Here is a 21335-nt window from a genome sequence, read left to right on the forward strand (position 1 = left end):
ATGCCAGGGCAGATCGAGCCAATCTGCCCACTGGGTGCGCTAACCGAAAGCAACGTAACAGATTCGAGAGTCGCCGGGGCCGCGCTGAGTGCGCCTGACGCGGTAAGGTCGACGACGGCCCCGCTGTCGTCCGCGCAGCAGCGAATGTGGATCCTGGAGCGACTCGAACCAGGTAACCCGACGCAAAATCTACTAGTCCTATACCGGATCGACGGGCCCCTGGACGTGGGCGCACTCGGCGCTGCGATGGACGTTGTCGTCGCGAGGCATGCGGTGCTGCTCGTAGCCTTCACGCAAGGGGAAAGTCCCCTTCAAGAAATACGCACTGATCGGCGCGTCGAACTGTCTGTGCTCGATGCGCCGGAGGGGGTCGACGAGGCGTCGCTCCTCGAACGTCTCGTCCGCGAGGAGGCGAGGACGGTGTTCGACCTCGCACGTGATCCACTGCTGCGCGCTCGACTCGTTCGCTTCGGCGCCGCATCCGCAGCCCTCGTCCTGACGATGCATCACATCGTATCGGACGGCGACAGGAGCTTCGATATACTCATTCGTGAACTGACGTCGGCCTACGAGTTCACCGCACGTGGGCACGCCCCCTCGCTGGCTCCGTTGCGTTCGAGTTATTTTGATTTCATCGCATGGGAAGCGGCGATGCTCGGGACGTTCGGGCACGTCGAGAAGCTGGAGGCGTTCTGGCGGGAGCGGCTCAATGGGTCGCTGTTCAGGGTCGATTTTCCCACGGACGGCCCACGTCCGCCACGGCGCACGTTTCGGGCGAAACGTGTTGAGCTGAAGATTCTCCCCGATCTCGCGGCAAGGCTGGAAGAACTCGGTGCGGGCGAGGACGCGTCGCTATTCGCAGTTCTTCTGGCCGCATTTGCGGTTCTGCTTCATCGATGCTCGCGGCAGAACGATCTCGTGATCGGGTGGCCTGCGCCGGGGCGGCCTTACGAGGACTTACGCGGTACTATTGGTTATTTTGGGAACCCGCTCCTGCTGCGCTCGCGCATAATGGATCTGAGCTTCCGCGAGGCGGTGCGCGTCTTGCAAGCGGAGCTGCGCGAGGCGCAAGCGCATTGGGAACTCTCGTTTGAGCGCATTGTCAATGCGCTGGATACGCAGCGCGATCTGAGCCGACACCCGCTCTACCAGGTGATGTTCGACGTCGTACCATCGAAGCCGACGCTCTCGGCGGGCGGCTGTACCTTCCGTCCGTGTCAGGTGTTCGCGGGGCTTTGCGCGTACGACATGACGCTCTTCCTCGAGCCCAGCGATGGCGGGTTGTGCGGCGCACTCGACTACAATGCGGACCTCTTTGGCGAGGCCCGCATGCAGCGCGCCTCAGAGCATTACCTAACGCTGCTCGAGCGTGTCGCCGCCTTCCCGGACGTGCCGGTGCGGACAATATCCCTCCTATCGGAGGAGGAGTCGCGGCTCCTCGATTCGTGGAGTGTCGGTGCAGTCGCGAGGGCGCGAGACGATGTGCCGCCGGGAACGGACGTGCTCGCGATCGAGCACTTTGAGCAGCAGGTGAAGCGCACGCCCCACGCGGTCGCGGCGGTTTGCGGGCGCGAGAGCCTGTCCTTCGATGCGCTCGATCGGCGCGCGAACCAGATCGCCCACCAGCTGCAACGCCTCGGCGTCGGCCGCGACGTCATCGTCGGGATCTGCGTCGATCGAACGCTGGATCTGCCGACGGCGATTCTTGCTACGTGGAAAGCGGGTGGAGCGTTCTTGCCGCTCGACGCAAGCTACCCGCGCGAGCGGCTCGCGTTTCTTCTGAAAGATGCGGACGCGCGAGTGATCTTGACAACGGAACGGCTGATCGAGTCGCTGCCCGCGACGGGAGCGGAGGTCGTCTGCCTCGATTGGGCCGGGGATGATTTGGCGCGCCTGCCGGAGCGTGCGCCGAAGCGTAGCGTACACCCGTGCGATCTCGCGTACATAATCCACACGTCGGGCTCCACGGGAACGCCGAAAGGCGTAGCGATGATCCACCGCTGCCTCGCAGGCATCGTCGGGTGGCAGCTCGAACATTCGCGGCTTCGCGCCCCGGTCCGTACACTCCAGTTCGCGTCGCTGAATTTTGACATCTGCTATCAGGAACTCTTCGTGACGTGGGCTGCGGGCGGCTCGGTGGTCCTCATCTCGGACGCAACGCGCCGCGATCCGGCGCTGCTCTTGCGCGTGCTGAACGAGGAACAGATCGCGCGGCTCTACCTGCCATTTATCGCGTTGCAGCAGCTCGCGCGTGTGGCCGACCAGCTTGGCCTCACACCGTCGTCGCTGCGCGAAGTGATCACGGCCGGCGAGCAGCTCCAGGTGACGCCGGAACTGCGGCGCTTCTTCCAGCGGCTTGACGACTGCACGCTGCACAATCAGTACGGGCCATCCGAGTGCCACGTGGTGACCATCCACGATCTTGAGCCGCGACCCGAAGTATGGCCGAGCTTGCCTCCCATCGGCCGACCAATGCCGGGCATCCGCATCTACTTGCTCGACGAGCACTTCAATCCGACACCGATCGGCGTACCCGGCGAGGTCTACCTGGGCGGAGCGGGGCTCGCGCGTGGCTATCTTGCTCGACCGGCGGAGACTGCCGCGCACTTCGTTCCCGATCCCTTCGGCGACACGCCCGGCGCGCGTCTCTACCGCACCGGGGACTTGGCGCGTTTCCGCAACAATGGCGAGCTCGATTTTCTCGGGCGCATCGACCTCCAGACGAAGATCCGCGGCTTCCGCATCGAGCCGGGCGAGATCGAGGTGGCGTTGGGCAAGCACCCCGCCGTCTGCGAAGCCTGCGTGAGGACATTCCAGCACCCCTCGGGAGAGAGGCGCCTCGTCGCCTACGTCGCCCGCGACGCGGCGTGGTCACCTTACGCGAGCGAGGCCGAGCAGATCGAGCGGTGGCGCGCGGTTTGGGACACAACGTACCGCGGCGCGTCCGACGTGGCCGACGCGACCTTCAACCTCGCCGGCTGGAACAGCAGCGTCCAGAACGCCGCGATTTCCGGCGACGAGATGCGGGAGTGGGTCGACGTCACGGTGCGCCGAATCCGGGAACTCCGCCCGAGCCGCGTGCTCGAGCTCGGCTGCGGCACGGGCCTGCTTCTTCATCGCCTCGCGCCATCGTGCTCGACCTACGTGGGAACCGACCTATCCGATGTGGTGATCTGCGCGCTGCGCCGTCAGCTTGATACAGCGGGGGGCGAACTCAGGCACGTCCGCGTCGAGACGCGCGCCGCGGATGACTTCGATGGGCTCCCTGACGAATCGTTCGACGTTGTCGTCCTCAACTCGGTGACGCAGCTATTTCCCGGCGTCGATTACCTTCGTCGCGTCATCGATGGCTCGCTGCGCGTCCTCACGCCGGATGGCACGCTGTTCGTAGGCGATGTGCAGAACCATCGCCTCGCGGAACTACTCCACACGTCGGTCGTCCTCGCCCAAGCTCCGCTCGATCTCGATACCACTGCGATTCGAAGCCGCGTCCGGCAGCGCGCACAATTCGACGAGCAACTATATGTAGATCCAGCGCTTTTCCATGAGGTGTGCGCGGAGTCATCGACGCCCGCGTTCGCGCGCGTCGAGCTGCGGCGCGGGTGCTACTGGAACGAAATGTCGTGCTACCGATACGACGTCGTAATTCGGCGCGGTGAAGCGCCGACCATGGAAGTACCCGACGCGCTCGACTGGACGCGTGAGGGGCTCACGATCGAGCGCATCGAGCGACTGCTCACCAAATGTCCGAGGGCGATCCACCTGCGCGGCGTGCCCAACGCGCGCACGGCGGACGCCGCTCATCGCCGTGCGCTGCTCGCGGAGTCGGGGCGCGGGTGGACCGCTGCGCGGTTGCGCGCTGCGTGTGCGCCTCGCGGGTGCGATCCGGAGCGCTTTTGGGAACTCGCTGATGGCGCTGGTTACGATTGTCACATCGACTTCAGCTTCGACGCGGACGATGGGCGCTACGACGTGCTCATCGCGCGTCGTAGCGATAGCGCACAACGGCCGGCCCTGCTGCGGCCGGCCGTTGCGCGCGGCCTCCGAAGGTACGCGAACGATCCGCTCGCGGCGCACGCGAGCCGCGCCCTCTCATTGCTCCTACGGCGCCACCTAGAGCAGCTACTGCCTGAGTATATGGTCCCGTCGTGTATCGTCGTGCTCGATACTCTGCCGCTTAAGCCAACGGGTAAGCTCGACGTTGCCGCCCTGCCGCCACCGGACACCGGTCGGCCCGAGTTGGATGGCGACTACGTCGCGCCGCAGGGCGAGACAGAGCGACGCATCGCGGAGATCTGGCGTCGACTCCTCGACGTTGATCGGATCAGCCGTTACGACGACTTCTTCGCGCTCGGCGGCCACTCCCTGCTCGGTACGCGCTTCGTGTCGCACCTCCACACCGAGTTCGGCGTCGAGCTGCCCTTGCGCCTTGTCTTCGAGCAGCCGACGGTTGTCGCGATCGCTAGATGGGTCGAGCTGCGTCGATTCCTAGGCGCTCCGAGCGACGCGATCGACTACGAGGAGGGTGAGCTTTGACGCCCGGAGAACTCGTCGCGCGCGTCGGTGCGCTCGGCATCCACGTGCACGTGGATGGAGATGGCCTTCGTTATCGGGGCCCACGCGGCGCGCTGACCCCCGAGCTCCGCGAGCAGCTCTTGGCGCGCAAGCACGAAATTATCGAGCTGCTGCGGCGCATGGATGCGGAAGCCTCGGAGCGGATCACCCGCGTGCCACGCGAGGGTCGACTGCCGCTCTCGTCCGCGCAGCACCGGTTGTGGTTCCAGGACGCGCTCGCGCCATCGAGCCCGGCCAATAACCTCACTGGGGCCGTCATCCTCGACGGACGGCTCGACGTCGACGCGCTCCGACAGGCGATCGTGTCCTTAGTCGCGCGCCACGAGGCGTTCCGTACCCGCCTCGTCGTCGACGCAGGGGAGCCGTATCAGCTCGTCGATCCTCCCTGGCAGCCGGAACTCGACGTCGAGGACTTGACCGCGATGCCGGGGCACCTCCGGCTTGACGAGGCGCGGCGGATCGCGGCGGCCGAAGCGGAGCGGCGCTTCGAGCTCGCGCGCGGCGCGCTCCTGCGTGTCCGGCTACTCCGCATCGAACACGCATGCCACGTACTCGTCGTCAGCGTGCCGCACATCGTCGCTGACGGTGTCGGCCTCCTCGTGCTTGATCGGGAACTCGCGACCCTCTATGAGGAGGCACGCGTGGGCCACGCGACCGCGCTGCCCGAGCCCGAGGTGCAGATGGTCGACTACGCTGTCTGGCAGCGCGCGTGGCTGAAGAGCCCGGCCCACGAGCGGGAACTCGCCTTCTGGCGGGATCAACTCGCCGGGCTCACTACGATCGAGATCCCCTCGCTTCGAGCGAGGCCGCACGCTCCGTCCCTCCGCGGCGCAGAGATCCGCGCTTGCCTGCTCGACGCCCCGGAGGCGGACGTGCTCCGCCGCATCGGCAAACGCGCCGGGGCCACGACGTACATGACCCTACTCGCCGCGTTTGCGGCGCTCCTGAGCCGCTGGACGGAACGTGCGGACCTCGGCATCTGCAGCGCGATTGCGAACCGGAACCACCGGGGTCTCGAGGACGTGATCGGCTTCTTCGTGAATATCGTCATCATGCGGCTCGACGTCTCCGGCAATCCCAGCTTCGTGGATCTCGTCCACCGCGCACGAGCGGTGTGTATCGACGCTTATGCGCATCAGGATATGCCGTTCGACGACCTCGTCGCCGCGCTGCATCCGCAGCGCCAGCGCGGTGGTAACCCGCTCTGCCGCGTGGCGTTCGCCGTCAGCGACACGCCATGGATGCCGGGACACTCGCTGTCGATCCCCATGATCGGGGTCACACCGCTCGATTTCCCGCGCGGCTTCCTCGATCTCGATCTGCACCTCTGGGTCTACGACACGCCCGCCGGCATAACCGCGCGCCTCGAGTATGCGGTCGATCTCTTCGACGCACCGGCGATGGAGTGGCTGCTCAACAGCTTCCGTGTCCTAGTCCGCGCGGCGGTGAGCAACCCGGAGGCGCGTGTATCCGCGCTGCCGCTCGTCGACGACTCACAGTGCCGGACCATCGCGGCGTGGAACGACACGGCGCGTCTATACCCACGCGACGCAGTGGTCCATACGCTTTTCGAGGCGCAGGCGGCGGCATCGCCGTCGGCGGAGGCGATCCGCTACGGCAGCGACGCACTCTCCTACGAGGAACTCGAGCGCCACGCGAACCGGCTGGCTCGCCACTTGCGCTCGCGCGGCGTTCGGCGCGGGGACGTCGTTGGGCTCGAACTGCAGCGTGGCGCCGATCTTGTGGTCGCCATGCTCGCCGTGCTCAAAGCGGGAGCTGCGTATGTGCCGATCGATCCAGCGTACCCCGAGGAGCGACGCCGCTACCTCCTATGCGACGTCGGGGCGCGCGTCGTGCTACGGCGCGGCCGGTGTGATGACGCCGCATGGGATCGTTTCGTGATCAACCTCGACGCCGAGGAGGCGGCGATCTCCGCGCTGTCGGAAATGGCACCAGCGATCGCGGTGAGCGCCAACGACCTCGCGTACGTCCTCTACACGTCCGGGTCCACCGGCACGCCCAAGGGGGTCGCCGTGACGCACCGGGCGATCGTGCGTCTCGTGCGAGACACAGACTACGTGCGAATCGCGCCCAACGACCGTGTTGCGCAGGCATCGAATAGCTCGTTCGACGCCGCAACGTTCGAGATTTGGGGTGCGTTGCTCGGCGGCGCGGCTCTCGTCGGCCTGTCGAGCGACGTCGTCCTCGCGCCGCATGCGTTCGCCGAAGCGCTTTGGCGCGAACGGATCACTGTCTTATTCGTGACGACGGCTCTCTTCGATATGATCGCAACCGAAGGGCCGGAGGCGTTCGGCGCGCTGCGCTCGCTCCTGTTCGGTGGCGAGCAAGTCCATCCAGAGAGCGTGCGACGCGTGCTCGAGCGCGGTGCCCCGGAGCGGCTGATCCACGTCTATGGCCCGACCGAATGCACTACATTCTCTACATGGCAGCTCGTGCACGTGGTCGCGTCCGACGCCGCGACGATCCCTATCGGACGCCCGATCGCGAACACACGCGCATACGTGCTCGACGCGCAGTTTCGACCCGTGCCGCCCGGCGTCGTCGGCGAGCTCTACATCGGCGGCGACGGCGTCGCACGCGAGTACGTGGGGCGCCCAGCGGCGACCGCGGAGCGCTTTCTGCCCGACCCATTTTCGCCCGTGCCGGGGGCGCGGATGTACCGCACCGGAGACCTCGTGCGCCTTCAGCCCGACGGTGCGATCGTCTTCGTCGGCCGCGACGACCTTCAAGTGAAGGTGCGCGGCTTCCGCGTCGAACCGGGCGAGATCGAGCAACGCCTGTGCGAACACCCCGGCGTCGCTGCAGCGGTGGTGCAGGCGCACGCGGACGGTCCCGGCAAGTGCCTCATCGCGTATGTCGTTATGCGCCTCGGGCATCACGTCGACGCCGAGGCGTTGCGCGCGTTTCTCCGTAACCGGGTCCCCGAGTACATGGTGCCGTCCTCGTTCGTCGCACTCAATGCGCTCCCGCTCACGCCGAACGGCAAGATCGATCGCGCAGCGCTTACGGCGCCCAGTGCCCGTTCGTCCGAGGGCGGAGCGGCTTACGTCCCACCGCGCGCGCCGTTCGAGGAGATCGTCGCCGAACTCTGGTCGGACGTGCTCGGCATCCGGCAGCCTTCGGCGCACGACGATTTTTTCGACCTCGGTGGCCATTCGCTGCTCGCCACGCGGATGATCTCGCGCCTCCGTGCGGCCGTCGGCGTCGACGTCCCCGTGCGCGTAATCTTTGAGGCGCCCCGGCTCGTCGATCTGGCCGCGCGGGTCGCAGAGTTGCGCGGGCGCGCGTCCGCGTTGGCCGAGATCACGCGGGCGGAGCGCCCGCGTGTGATACCCCCCTCGTTCGCACAGCAGCGTCTGTGGTTCCTCCATCGGCTCGCGCCGGACAGCGCGGCGTACAACATTGTCGATGCATGGCGCCTGCAGGGGCCGATCGACGTCGAGCTCTTGGAGCGGGTCTTCACCGAGATCGTGCGCCGACACGAGGCGCTGCGGACGACATTCAATGACACCGGCGGCATTCCCAGCCAACGGGTGCATGCGCCCGAGCCGGTACACATGGACCTCGAAGACTTGCACGGGCGCGCTGCTCCGTCACGGCATGACGAGGCGCGCCGCTGGATCCGACAACAGGCGCTCCGCCCGTTCGATCTCCGCGTGGGTCCGCTCCTGCGCGTTTCGGTCGCGCGCGTCACCGAAGACGAGCACGTGCTCCTCGTCGTCGTGCACCACGTCGTCGCGGACGGCTGGTCTATGAGCGTCATTACCCGCGAGATCTCGGCCCTGTATGAAGCCTACCGCGTCGGTGCGCGGTCGCCGCTGGAAGAGCTCGGCGTGCAGTACGTCGACTTCTCGTTGTGGCAGCGCCGCGTCCTTGACGACGCGACGCTGCAATCGGAGCTGCTCCACTGGACACGCCGCCTCGCGGGTCTCCAGCCGCTACGCCTCCCGCTCGATCGAGCTCGCCCCGCGACGCCGAGCTTTGTCGGCGCCGAACGACGTTTCATGCTGGACGCGTCGCTCGCCGCACAGCTCCGGCGGCTCGGGCGAGCCGCGGGCTCGACCCTGTTCATGGTTTTACTCGCGGCCTTCAAGATCCTCCTCCATCGCTACACCGCTGGGCAGGAAGACATCGCTGTCGGATCACCGATCGCCAACCGCACACGCGGTGAGATCGAGTCGCTCATCGGCTTCTTCGTGAACACGCTCGTGCTACGCACGCACCTCGGCGCCGATCCCACGTTCCTCGAAGTGCTCGCCAGCGTGAAGGAGACGGCGCTCGACGCCTACGCGCACCAGGATCTCCCGTTCGAGCGCCTCGTCGAGGAGATGCAAACCGAGCGGGATGCGGCCCGCAACCCGCTCGTACAGGTCGTCTTCGCGCTCCATAACGCGCCGCGCGAATCGCTACGCATCGTCGGGCTTGACGTCGGGCACCTCGATTATTTCGTCGCGACGACCCGCTTCGACCTCGAACTGCACGTCTGGGAAGAGGACGACCGCCTCGATGGCATCGCCGTCTACAGCCCGGAACTCTTCGAAGATGCGACTATCGTTCGACTCCTCGCGTGCTATCAAACGCTGCTCGAGGAGGTCGTGCGAGGGCCGAAGCGGCCCATCTCCCGGCTACCACTGCTCACCGCCGAAGAGCGCGCGCGCATCATTGCGCGCCCACCCATGGGCGAGGCGCCGCGGGTGCTCGAGGCGAGCATCGGCGCACTGTTCTCGGAGCTGGCGCGGCGGCAGCCCGACACGATAGCGATCGTGCAACAGGCTCGGCGGCTCGACTACCGCCAGTTGGACGAGCGATCGGATCGGTTAGCGATGCGGCTCCTCGCGCTTGGCGCGCGGTGGGGCGACACGATTGCCGTCTGCGTGGAGCGCTCGCCGGAGATGATCGTGGGACTTCTCGGTATCCTTAAGGCCGGCGCCGCGTATGTGCCTCTGGAAGCGCGTCAGCCGAAGGCGCGGCTAGAATTTTTTCTCCGTAACGCCGACGTGCAAATCGTCGTCGCGGATCGGACCGGCGCCGATCTGCTTGCGAGCACGGATCGTGCGGTGGTCGTCCTCGAGCGCGACGACGAGCACGACGACTCAACCGGGGCGCGCGAAGCCCCGATGGCGCCGACGCCGGGAGGCGATGCGATAGCTTACGTCATGTACACGTCAGGCTCCAGCGGCGCGCCGAAGGGCGTGTGCGTGCCCCATCGGGCAGTGGTCCGATTGGTGCGCGAGACGTCATTCGTCGATCTCTCCCCCAAGCACGTGTTCCTCCAATATGCGCCGCTTGCATTCGACGCATCGAACTTCGAGATCTGGGGCGCGCTGCTGAACGGCGCCTCCCTCGTGCTAATGCCTCCGGGCCCGCAGTCGCTGGAAAGCATCGCACGCGAGATCCGTGAGCGCGGCGTATCGACTGTGTGGCTAACCTCTGGCTTGTTCCACCTCATGGTGGACGAGAACCTTCCCAGCCTGAGCGGGGTACGCCAGCTCCTTGCGGGCGGCGACGTACTCTCGGTGCCCCACGTGGCAAGGCTTTTGTCTGCTCACCCAGAATGCCGCGTGATTAATGGCTATGGGCCCACCGAGAATTGCACGTTTACTTGCTGCCACACGACCACCCAAGATGACGGGCGGGGGACATCGATACCCATTGGAACAAGCATCCCGCATGGTTGGGTCGACATCGTGGATCGGCACCTTGAGCCGGTGCCGGACGGAGTTCCAGGCGAGCTCGTCGTGGGCGGCGCCGGACTCGCATTGGGGTATTTGAAGCTACCTGCACTTACGGCCGAGCGTTTCCTGCCGGATCCGTTCGAGCGGTTGCCGGGTGCGCGTGTATATCGGACAGGCGATCTTGTGCGCAGGCGCGTCGACGGAGCGATCGAGTTTCTCGGCCGCATCGATCAGCAGCTCAAGATCAACGGCTACCGCGTCGAGCCTGGTGAGATCGAGGTCGTCGCGCGCGCTTGCCCGTACGTGAAGGACATCGCCGTCATCGGGCGTGACACCGGGCGCGGCGACAAGGAACTTGTGTGCTATGTGGTACCAGACCCGAAGCACGCGGCAGGTGAGGACGACACGGCGGGCGCCCACGTGCGTGAGTGGAACGCTCTCTTTGACGAGCACGTATACCGCGACACACCCGCGGAGTTCGAACCGCGGTTCAATATCGTAGGTTGGAAGAGCAGCTACACCGGCAAGGCGATCCCCGCCGAACAAATGCGGGACTGGCTGCGACACCGGGTTGAGCGTCTGCTCAAGCTCGCACCGCGTCGCATCCTCGAGGTCGGGTGTGGCACCGGGCTCCTAACGTTTTTTCTCGCAGCGCGTTGCGAGCGATACGTCGGGACTGATTTCTCGGCCAGCGCGCTCGAGCATATCGCAAACCATCTCCGCCCCGACGAGGTGGCGCGCGTCGAGCTCCTTCATCGCCCTGCGGACGACTGGACCGGCCTCGATGCCCGCTCGTTCGACGCGGTCGTCCTCAACTCGGTGTTGCAATACTTTCCCTCGCTCGACTACCTGGTGAGCGTGATCGCGGCGGCCGTGGACGCGGTCGACGACGGTGGCTTCGTGTTCCTCGGTGACATCCGGAGCCTGCCGCTATTGCACGCATTCCACGCGTCGGTAGAGCTGCATCGAGCGCCCCCGTCGATGAGCACCGATTTCTGGCAGGAGCGTGTCCGACGCGCAGTGTTCGAAGACGGGGAACTCGCGGTAGATCCAGCACTCTTCGCGGCGCTTCGGCGGCGACTGCCGCGTGTTACCCACATCGAGGTCGAGCTAACGCGCGGTAACCACGACAACGAGATGGCGCGGTTCCGGTACAGCGCGATCCTGCACGTCGGCGCGGCGCCCACGGGGGCGTCTTGTGCGGCCACGTGGCTCGATTGGATGCGTGATCGCTTGGATCTGGCCGCGCTGCGCGAGCGGCTCGCCCAGCCGACTGCCGGAGTGATCGGCGTTTCCGGTGTGCCGAATGCGCGGATCGCGGCAGCCGTGCAGCTGGCTCGCACCCACGTGAAGCCAGGCAGCGCGCGTCGGGTCGAAGATCTGCATCGGCTCGCGCTCGTCGAGGGCGAGGAGCCCGATCGCTTCTGGGAACTCGCGGAGGAGATCGGCTGGACCGCGAGTGTGGCGTGGTGCCCGGATCGCGCGGACGCGTTCGACGTGCTGCTGATGCCTCCGCGCTGCGGCGCGCCTCCGCGCGTGCGGGGGCCGATGCCGATCGCCGAACGCCTGGACGACTCACGGCCGCTCTCGAGTTATGGCTCGACTCCTGGGCTCGGGCGCGCGGCTCTCCGCCTGGTCCCGGCACTCCGCGTGCATCTGCAGGCGCGGCTGCCCGAGTTCATGATCCCTGCGCGGGTCGTCACGCTCGACGCGCTTCCGCTTACGGCCAACGGCAAGATCGACCGCGCCTCACTCCCCACGCCAATCGATGCTCGGCCGGACATCGGCATCGCCTTGGTTCCGCCGCGCACTGCGCTCGAGGAGACCATCGCGCGCGTGTGGAAGGACGTTTTGCGCGTCGAGAGCATCAGCATGCACGATAACTTTTTCGACGTCGGCGGTCATTCGCTGCTGCTGGTCCAGGCCTGCAGCCGTATCGACGCGGCGCTCGGGCGAAAGATCGAGCTCGTGACATTGTTCCGCTATCCATCCATTGCAGCGCTCGCCGCGTACCTTAGCGACGGCGATCGCGACGTTTCCGAAGCCCGCGCGGGCATAGAGCAGCGCGCGCAACGTCGACGCGAGGCGCTGCGGCACGCGGGCCGCAGGAGAGAACGAGACACATGATAGACACATCAACCGAGAGGCTCGAATCAGCGATCGCGGTAGTCGGGATGGCTGGACGCTTCCCCGGCGCACCGGGCGTAGACGCGTTCTGGAAGAACCTCGTTGCCGGTGTCGAGACGGTTCGATTCTTCTCCGAGAATGAACTGCGGAGCGCCGGGATCCCAGAGCATGTCTTCCGCGACCCAAACTACATCCCTGCGAAGGGGGCACTCGACGACCTAGACATGTTCGATGCCGCCTTCTTCGGCTTCAGTCCCCGTGAGGCGAGCTACCTCGATCCGCAACACCGCATACTCCTCGAGTGTGCGTGGGAGGCGCTCGAGGACGCGGGGTACGCGCCGGACCGTACGCCCGGTTGGGTCGGCGTCTACTCGGGAACGGGCGATACTAGCTACCGGTTCCACCTGATGGGGGCAGGGCGTGATCCTCTCACCGACGCTAAGGACGTCCCGAGCTTCTTCGGCAACTACACGGATTTTCTCGCGACGCGCATTGCTTACAAGCTGAACCTCCGCGGGCCTGCAATAGGCGTCCACACGGCTTGCTCCACGTCGCTCGTCGCACTCTGCCTCGCGTGCAGCGCGCTGCGGGGCTTCGAGTGCGACCTCGCGCTCGCCGGCGGCGTGTCGATCCGCCTGCCTGCGCGCGCCGGATACTTGTACGAAGAGGGGGGCATCCCGTCCGCGGACGGGCACTGCCGGCCATTCGACGCGCGAGCTTCGGGCACGGTCGCCGGTGACGGCGCAGGGATGGTCGCGCTGAAGCGCTTCGAGGACGCCGTGAGGGACGGCGATCCAATTCGTGCGGTGATCCGCGGATGGGCGCTCAACAACGACGGCTCGGCGCGCGTCGGCTATACGGCGCCGAGCGTTGATGGGCAGGCCGAACTGATCCGCCTAGCTCATGTGGTTGCCGGCGTGAGCGCGCGGGAGATCGGCTTCGTCGAAGCGCATGGCACGGGTACGCCACTCGGCGATCCGATCGAAGTGGCGGCGCTGACGAAGGCATTCCGCCAAGCGACGGCGGATACCGGCTTCTGCGCGCTCGGCGCGGTGAAGTCGAACATCGGTCATCTCGACGCGGCCGCGGGGATCGCCGGGTTCATCAAGACGGTGCTCGCGCTACGCCACCGGATGATTCCAGCGACACTTCACTTCGAGCGACCCAACCCCGCGCTCGGGATCGAGCAGAGCCCGTTCTTCGTCAACGCGAAGGCGCTGCCGTGGACGGCCGAGGGCGCGCCGCGTCGCGCTGGCGTCAGCTCCTTCGGCATCGGAGGAACCAACGCGCACGTGGTGCTCGAGGAGCCGCCACCGGCCGTTGCCGCGCCCGGCCGCCCTCTTCAGGTGCTGCCGCTCTCTGCGCGCACGACTGCCGCGCTCGGCCGTGCGGCGACGCTTCTCACGGACCACCTGCGCGCCCATCCCAATAGTAATCTCGCCGACACGGCGTACACGCTCCAGGTCGGCCGCAGCCGTTTCGGGGTACGACGCGCGGTGGTCTGCGCTGACAATGACGAGGCCGTCGCGGCGCTCGCGCGCTTGGAGACCGACGGGGCGGCCTCGGCGACCCCTATCGCGTCTGCGGAGCCCTCCGTGGTCTTCGTGTTCGCCGGCCAGGGGACACAGCTGCTCGGCGTTGCTCGCGAGTGCTACGACGCGGAGGTCGTATTCCGCGAGGTCGTGGACACGTGCTCGCGCCTGCTCCAGGGCCCGCTAGGGATGGACGTTCGCAACGTGCTCCTCGCCCCGTGCAGTGGCGCCGGAGACGCTGCAAATATCGAGCGGACGCTCGTCGTCCAGCCAGCGCTATTCACGTTTGAGCTCGCGCTCGCTCGGCTATGGATGTCGTGGGGTGTGCGTCCGGCGGCGCTCGCCGGCCACAGCCTGGGCGAGATCGTCGCGGCGTGCGTCGCCGAGGTGCTGCCGCTCGAGGACGCGCTGCGTATTGTCGCGGTGCGCGGCCGACTGATGGATGGGTGTGCGCGCGGCGCGATGCTAGCGGTGCCGCTCGCTGAGTCGGAGGTGGTACCGTTGCTGGGCGAGGCGCTCGACCTCGCCGCGGTGAACGCTCCGAATGCATGCGTTGTCGCCGGTCCCGAAGAGACCGTCGCTGCGCTCGCCGACATGCTGGCAAACAGCGGCGTGGCGGCGCGCTTACTTCGCACTTCCCACGCATTCCATTCGCGCTCCATGAATGCGTGTGTCGACCCCTTCGTCGCCGCGCTCCGCCGGGAGCGGTTCGCCGCGCCACGAATCCCGTGCATCTCGGGCGTCAGCGGCGATTGGCTCCGCCCCGAGGAGGCGGTGGATCCGGCGTACTGGGGCCGCCAGATCCGCGAAACCGTCCGGTTCTCGCGCTGCCTCGATGTGCTCGGCGGTTGTCCGGACCGCGTGCTGCTGGAGATCGGGCCGGGCAGTATGCTCACCGCGTTGGCGCAGCGTCACCCGGCGCGTCTCCCCAGCGTCCACGCGATATCGTCGCTGGGCGCGGGCGGGTCGGGCACGCATCTCCGCAGCCTGTTCGAGGCGATGGCGCGGCTGTGGTGCGTCGGGGTCGAGTTCGACTGGGGCGCGCATCACGGCCAACGTCGCGTTCGGGTTCCGTTGCCAACGTATCCGTTCGAGCGCCAGCGCCACTGGATCGACGTGGAGCGGCTTTCGGCCACGGAGCTCACGCCAGTACGCCACGAGCCATCAGCTCCCCCGAAGTCCGCACCACCGCAAAGCGCGGACGTACGCGAGTGGCTTCGCGTCCCCGTCTGGGAGCCGCTACCCCGACGGCCCTCAGCTTCGATCATTAATGAGCGAGCAACCGGTCCTATTCTCGCATTCCTGGACTCATGCGGGATCGGAGAGCAGCTGCTCGGGGAACTGGGCTGGGGTGCCCGCGCCGTACGCGTCGTCTCTTCCACGCGGTTCGAGCAGCGTGGGGAGGCATCTTTCGGGATCCGCCCAGGGGTGCCCGACGACTACGACGCGCTCGTCGCCGCGCTCGCGAGCGCGGGCATGTCGCTGCCGCGCGTCCTTCACCTCTGGTGCGTCTCGCCACCGCGCGAGGATCGGGACGCCGCGCCGCTTGAGTCAGATCTCGACGCCTGCTACTTCAGCCTGGTCCATCTGGCTCAGGCCCTCGGTCGACACGATCCGGATCGGGATATCGCGATTGACGTGGTGTCGACCTGCCTCCAAGCGGTCCTACCCGACGACGTGGTGGACCCACGGAAAGCGCTCCTCGTCGGGCCCTGCGCGGTGATCCCGAGCGAGTATCCTCGCATCGACTGCCGCAGCGTCGACGTGGATCTCCCTCCCGAGGGCGAGGCCCGGCGCAAACTCGTGAAAGGCCTCGCGGACGTGATCGCTGCGCCCGGCGGCGAGCCGGTCGTTGCCGTGCGCGGAGGCATCCTCTACGCGAGACGCTTCGCCCCGTGCAGTGCCGACCAACGCGAAGACGGCGGGCGACTGCGCGATCGCGGGGTCTACCTGATCACCGGAGGCCTTGGCGGCGTGGGGCTGTCCCTCGCGGAGGAACTCGCGCGATCCGTCGCCGCCAGACTCGTCCTCGTGACGAGCAGCCCATTCCCGCCGCGCGCCGCATGGGACGCGGCGCTTGATGGCACGGCCGACGAGACGTGGATCGACGAAGCACACCCCGACCCGCAGCGGCGCACGCAACATCGAATTCGTAAGATCGGTGCGTTGGAGAGCCTCGGTGCGGAGGTCGAGATCGAGGTTGCCGACGTGGCCGATCGCGCGGCGATGCGCGAGGTGATCGATCGTGCGCGCCTCCGCTTCGGGGCAATCCACGGCGTGATTCACGCCGCCGCGTCCTTCGACGACGGGCTAATTCAGCGGCGACAACGCGTGCAGTCCGTGCACGCCCTCCGGGCGAAGGTGCTCGGGACGTGTGTGCTGCGCGAGCTCCTCGTGGACGAGCCGCTCGATTTCTTCGTACTGTGCACATCTCTCGCGCCGCTCTTCGGCCCATTGGGCCAGACGGACTACTGCGCCGCGAACGCCTTTCAAGACGCGTACGCGCATCACCTGCGCCGTACGCATCGCATACCCGCGACCGCTGTGGACTGGGGGACGTGGCGCGACACGGGCGCGGCGATGCGCCTCGTCGCGCGGCAGCGACTCGCCGCAGCCCCGACGCATGCTTCTTCGACCACTCCGCTCGATGGAACGCCGTTTGTACGTGTCTTCGAGCACGCAGGTGAGCGCTGCTTCGAGCTCACGCTGAGCGCCGGTGAGGACTGGGTGATTGACGAGCATCGGCTACGCGGAATCCCGACCCTTCCCGGCGTCGCCTACCTCGAGCTGGTTCGCGCAGCCTACACCGCGCACACGGGCGCTTCCTCCTTAACTATATCAGATTTCTGGTTCCAGGAACCACTTTCAGTTCCGGACGGGAACGCGCGCAACGTGCAGATCGGTCTTCATACTGATCACCCCGGCTTCGCGGTGAGCGTCCGGAGCCGGCCAACGAGCGGCCGAGTTCCATGGGTGGAGCACGCGCGGGGTCGCGTGGACTGTGCCCCGGTGGAGCATGAACACGTGAAGTTGGAGGCCCTCGCCTCCTCCTGCCCAGAGCCGATTGAGGCGCCGCGCGGGATCGCAGAGCAGCCGATCTCCGGTGGCGCGCGCTGGCAGGGGCTCGTGCGTTGGATGCGACGCGGCCCGCACCGAGCGCTCGCGCTCGTGGAACTGCCCGACGTTTACGGCTCCGACCTCGATCGATTCCGCATCCATCCCGCGCTCCTTGACGTCGCGACAAGTTTCGCGATCCCCGGTGACACCCCCTGGCTACCATTCGGCTACGAGCGCGTCCTGATGCGCGGGGGCGCGCCACGCTCTCTCTATAGCGTCGTCCGCTTCCCGGACGAGGGGCAGCGTGATGGCCACCCGCTGCGCGTCGACGTTCAACTTGTCGACATGGATGGCATGGAGTGGCTCCGGATCGAGGGATACACGCTGCGTCCGGCGCCCGCACGGCGCGAGGCTCGCGACCGCCCCACGCCGCGGTCCAACGTCGCCCTCGTCGCGACCACCCCGGGGCTCCTCAATTCGCTCGCCACGCGCGCGAGCCCCCGGCCCGTGCCCGCCGCCGGGCAAGTCGAGATCGAGGTCGCCGCCGCGGGGCTGAACTTCCTAGACGTTCTGTTCGCGCTGGGGATCGCGCCCGCGCGCGCCAGCGAGGAGCCCCTCGGCCGCGAGTGCGCAGGACGCATCTCCGCGGTCGGTCCGGGAGTCGAGGGGTTCGCGGTCGCGGACGACGTGTTGGCGATTGCACCGGGCTCCTTCCGCTCGTGGGTCGTCGTCGACGCGTCCTCCGTGGTACGTCGCCCGACGGGGCTCGGCGTCCATGAGGCTGCAGCTTTCCTAGTGCCTTTCGCGACCGCGCACTACGCGCTGAACCACGTCGGGCGCCTGCGTCGCGGCGAGCGCGTGCTGATCCACGCTGCAGCCGGCGGCCTCGGTCTGGCCGCTGTGCAGCTCGCGGTTAACGCTGACGCCGAGATCTTCGCCACCGCTGGCAGCGCGGCGAAACGCGATCATCTGCGCGCTTCCGGTATCGACCACGTGCTCGACTCACGCACACCGGCCTTCGCTCCAGAGCTGATGCGAATCACCGGCGGCCGCGGCGTCGATGTAGTGCTCAACTCGCTTGGCGGTGAGCTCCTCGAAGCGGGTCTCTCGGTCCTCGCACCGTACGGTCGCTTCCTGGAGGTCGGCAAGCGTGACATCCACGCCAATGCCCGGATCGGGTTAGCCGGGTTCACGCGGGGGCAGAGCTTCGCCGCGATCGATTTTGGCCCCAAGCACCCGTCGTGCCGGCAGGTGCTCGATGAGGTGATGGAGATGCTCGCCGAGGGCGCCATTCGTCCGCTCCCGACCACGACCTTTTCGATGTTGGATGCGGCACGCGCGTTCGATATGATGGCGCGAGCGCAGCACGTAGGCCGGGTCGTGATCGAGATTAATGTGTGCGAGAGCGGCATCCCCGCGCCGGACGCGCTCGTCTCCCCTGATGCGACCGCCACGCCCACGGTGACTCCTCCGTGGGACGATCCGCAGCTCGCCTCCGGTATTGGCGCCGCCGAGGGGAGGGAGGCTTTCCGACGCGTGCTAGGCCAGAACGCGCCGCATGTCCTCGTGTCCCCACAGCCGATCGAGGCGCTCTTGCGTGCGTTTGGTGAGGGACAGGGCGTGCGAGAAAAGGTACGCCTCATCACCGGCGAGGCTGGATCCATCGTCGCAGTGCCGCCCGCGGACGCAGACGTCGAGCAACTGGTCGAGGAGGTCTGGAGGAAGTACCTCGGCGTTGCCCACATCGGCACCAAGAACTTCCTGGAGCTGGGCGGCGACTCGTTGATCGGGATCCAGGTCGTCGCCGAACTGCGCAAGCGCTTCGGCGTTGACCTGCCCGTCCCTGTCTTCTTCGCCAACCCGACCGTCCACGCCCTCTCGGACGCCCTGCGCGCACGGGGCGCCGGACGACGCGAGGAGGGCGCGAGCCGCCCCGTCGCGACCTTCAAGCCGACGACGATCGTTCACGACGCGACTGCGCGTTACGAGGCGTTCCCGCTCACCGACGTGCAGGAGGCGTACTGGGTAGGACGGCGCGAGAGCTTCGAGCTCGGTAACGTCGCAGCGCGTGGATATTTCGAAATCGACAGCCCGGAACTCGACATTGAGCGGTTTTGTCGCGGCTTCCGCGTGCTCATCGATCGGCACGACATGCTTCGTGCGATTGTGCGGAGCGACGGCCAGCAGCAGGTACTCGCCGAGGTTCCACCATACGAGCCCGCGATCGAAGATTTGCGTAGCATGACCGCGGCGCAGATCGAAGCGCGCCTCCTCGAGAGCCGCGCGCGGATGAGCGACGCTGTGCTCGCTACAGATCGATGGCCGCTCTTCGAGATCGCGCTCTTCATTCTTCCGGGGGACCAAGTCCGCATTCACATGAGCATCGACGCCCTCATCATGGATGCCGGCAGCTCGGCGATACTGCGGCGCGATTTCGCACGGCTCTACGTAGACCCCGATCGAGCGCTCGATCCACTCGCCGTCACATTCCGCGACTACGTGCTGGCCGAGCGCCGGCTCCGCGAGGGCGAGGCGTACCGCCGCGCGCTCGATTACTGGTGGAAGCGCCTCGATACCCTCCCGCCGGCGCCCGCGCTCCCGTTGGTCGCCAATGCGGCCTTGGTCGAGCGACCGCATTTCGTGCACCGGGAGGTGACGCTGTCAGCACCGCTCTGGAGCCGTCTCAAGGAGCGCGCGCAGACACGTGGGCTCACGCCGTCGATCGCGTGCCTGGCCGCGTTCGCCGAGGTACTCACTCGGTGGAGCGCAGAGCCGAGGTTCACGCTCAACATTACCCTATTCCAGCGCCTTCCGCTCCACCCAGAGATCGAGGATGTCGTCGGTGACTTCACCTCGCTCGTGCTGCTCGATGTTGATGGGCGGAGCCACGATCGCTTCGAAGCGCGCGCCGCGGCGCTTCAGGACCGCTTCCTCGAGGATCTCGATCACCAGCTCGTGAGCGGCGTGCGGGTCCTGCGGGAGCTCGTGCGGACCGGCCGACGCTCTCCCGGAGCGGTGATGCCAGTCGTCTTCACGAGCACCCTCGGCCTCGTCGCTGCGGGCGGCGCGAAGGCGGCCCCCATGTTCGAGGGCGAGATGATCTACTGCTCCGGCCAGACGCCCCAGGTGTGGCTCGATCAAGGCATCTACGAGCGCGACGGTGCGCTCACAGTGACGTGCGATGCGGTCGACGAACTGTTCCCCGCGGGCCTCGTAGACGACCTCTTCGAAGCCTACCACCGCCTGCTCCGAAATCTCGCCGAAGACGACGCGCCCTGGACCGACGCGCTGCCGGAGCTGCTTCCGAGCCTGCACCTGGAGGCGGTGGCCCGGTGCAACGATGCCTCAGCCCCGCCGCCGCTCGGCCGGCTTGAAGACCGGATCTTCGCGCTCGCGGCGCGCGACCCCGACCGGACGGCGATCGACGCCGGCGACGTGTCGCTCACCTACGGCGAACTCGTTCGCCGGAGCTACGCCGTGGCGCGCTGGCTCCGCGAGGGCGGCGTCGGCTCCGGTGCGTGCGTCGCCGTGATCATGCGCAAAGGGTGGGAGCAGGTGGTCGCCGTGCTCGGCACCCTTGCGGCCGGCGCGGCCTATCTCCCGATCGACGGCGATCTTCCACCGGCGCGCGTGCGAGCGCTCATCGAGCGCGCCGAGGTCCGCGCCGTGCTGACGCACTCGGCGCTCAACGCACACCTGGACTTGTCGTCCGCTCTGCCGCGGATGCGCGTCGACGCGTGCACGCGTGCGCTCGACGAACCCTGTCTTGAGCCGCGCGGCGGCCCCGGAGAACTCGCTTACGTCATCTACACGTCCGGCTCCACCGGACGGCCTAAGGCGGTGGCCATCGAGCATCATGCCGCGCTGAACACGATCGTCGATGTGAACGATCGCATCGTGATGCGCGCCGACGATCGCGTCCTCGGCGTGTCTTCGCTGAGCTTCGACCTCTCGGTCTACGATATCTTCGGTCCCCTCTCCGTCGGGGGGACGCTTGTTCTACCGGACGCCCAGTGGGATAAGGATCCAGCTCATTGGTGGGAGCGCTTGTGCGCCGGCAAGGTCACCATCTGGAGCTCGACGCCGACATTGATGCGGCTGCTAGTTGAGTTCGCCGAGCAGCGGCATCTCTCGTTCCCGGCTTCACTGCGCTGCGTGCTGCTGAGCGGTGACTGGATCCCGATAGACCTTCCGAACCGGATCCGCGCCCTCGGACGGGGCGTGTGGGTCATCAGTCTCGGCGGCGCGACCGAAGCTTCGATATGGTCCATCGTTTATCCAATCGACCGTGTCGACCCCAGCTGGAAGAGCATTCCGTACGGCCGGTCGCTGACGAACCAGACCGTCT

3 protein-coding genes (1 of these 3 only partly in view) are annotated in these 21335 nt (G+C 67.1%); all 3 read left to right on the forward strand.

Going from position 1 to position 21335, the window contains the following annotated elements:
* Tightly spaced (each overlapping or abutting the next), the 3 genes in view from NQZ70_RS52895 to NQZ70_RS52905 form a layout consistent with a single transcriptional unit that may run on beyond the window.
* A complete protein-coding gene (locus tag NQZ70_RS52895) occupies positions 1-4536 on the forward strand; it encodes a non-ribosomal peptide synthetase (RefSeq protein ID WP_257792759.1) in 4536 nt (1511 codons plus the stop codon).
* Positions 4533-12398, forward strand: coding sequence for a non-ribosomal peptide synthetase (locus NQZ70_RS52900; RefSeq protein WP_129581019.1), 7866 nt, complete (start codon positions 4533-4535; stop codon positions 12396-12398). The genes NQZ70_RS52895 and NQZ70_RS52900 overlap by 4 nt, the downstream gene beginning before the upstream one ends.
* Positions 12395-21335, forward strand: the 5' portion of a protein-coding gene (locus tag NQZ70_RS52905; protein WP_129581020.1) for a non-ribosomal peptide synthetase/type I polyketide synthase. The gene runs 1655 nt beyond the window's last position; only the first 8941 of its 10596 coding nucleotides appear in the window; the start codon lies at positions 12395-12397; its stop codon lies beyond the right edge, outside the window. The genes NQZ70_RS52900 and NQZ70_RS52905 overlap by 4 nt, the downstream gene beginning before the upstream one ends.

Origin of the sequence: Sorangium sp. So ce836 (genome assembly GCF_028553905.1) — a bacterium.
Taxonomy (GTDB): domain Bacteria; phylum Myxococcota_A; class Polyangia; order Polyangiales; family Polyangiaceae; genus Sorangium; species Sorangium cellulosum_D.

Bases quoted from the DNA above. Each gene is read 5' to 3' on its own strand.
- NQZ70_RS52895 (WP_257792759.1), top strand. From the start codon at position 1: ATGCCAGGGCAGATCGAGCCAATCTGCCCACTGGGTGCGCTAACCGAA.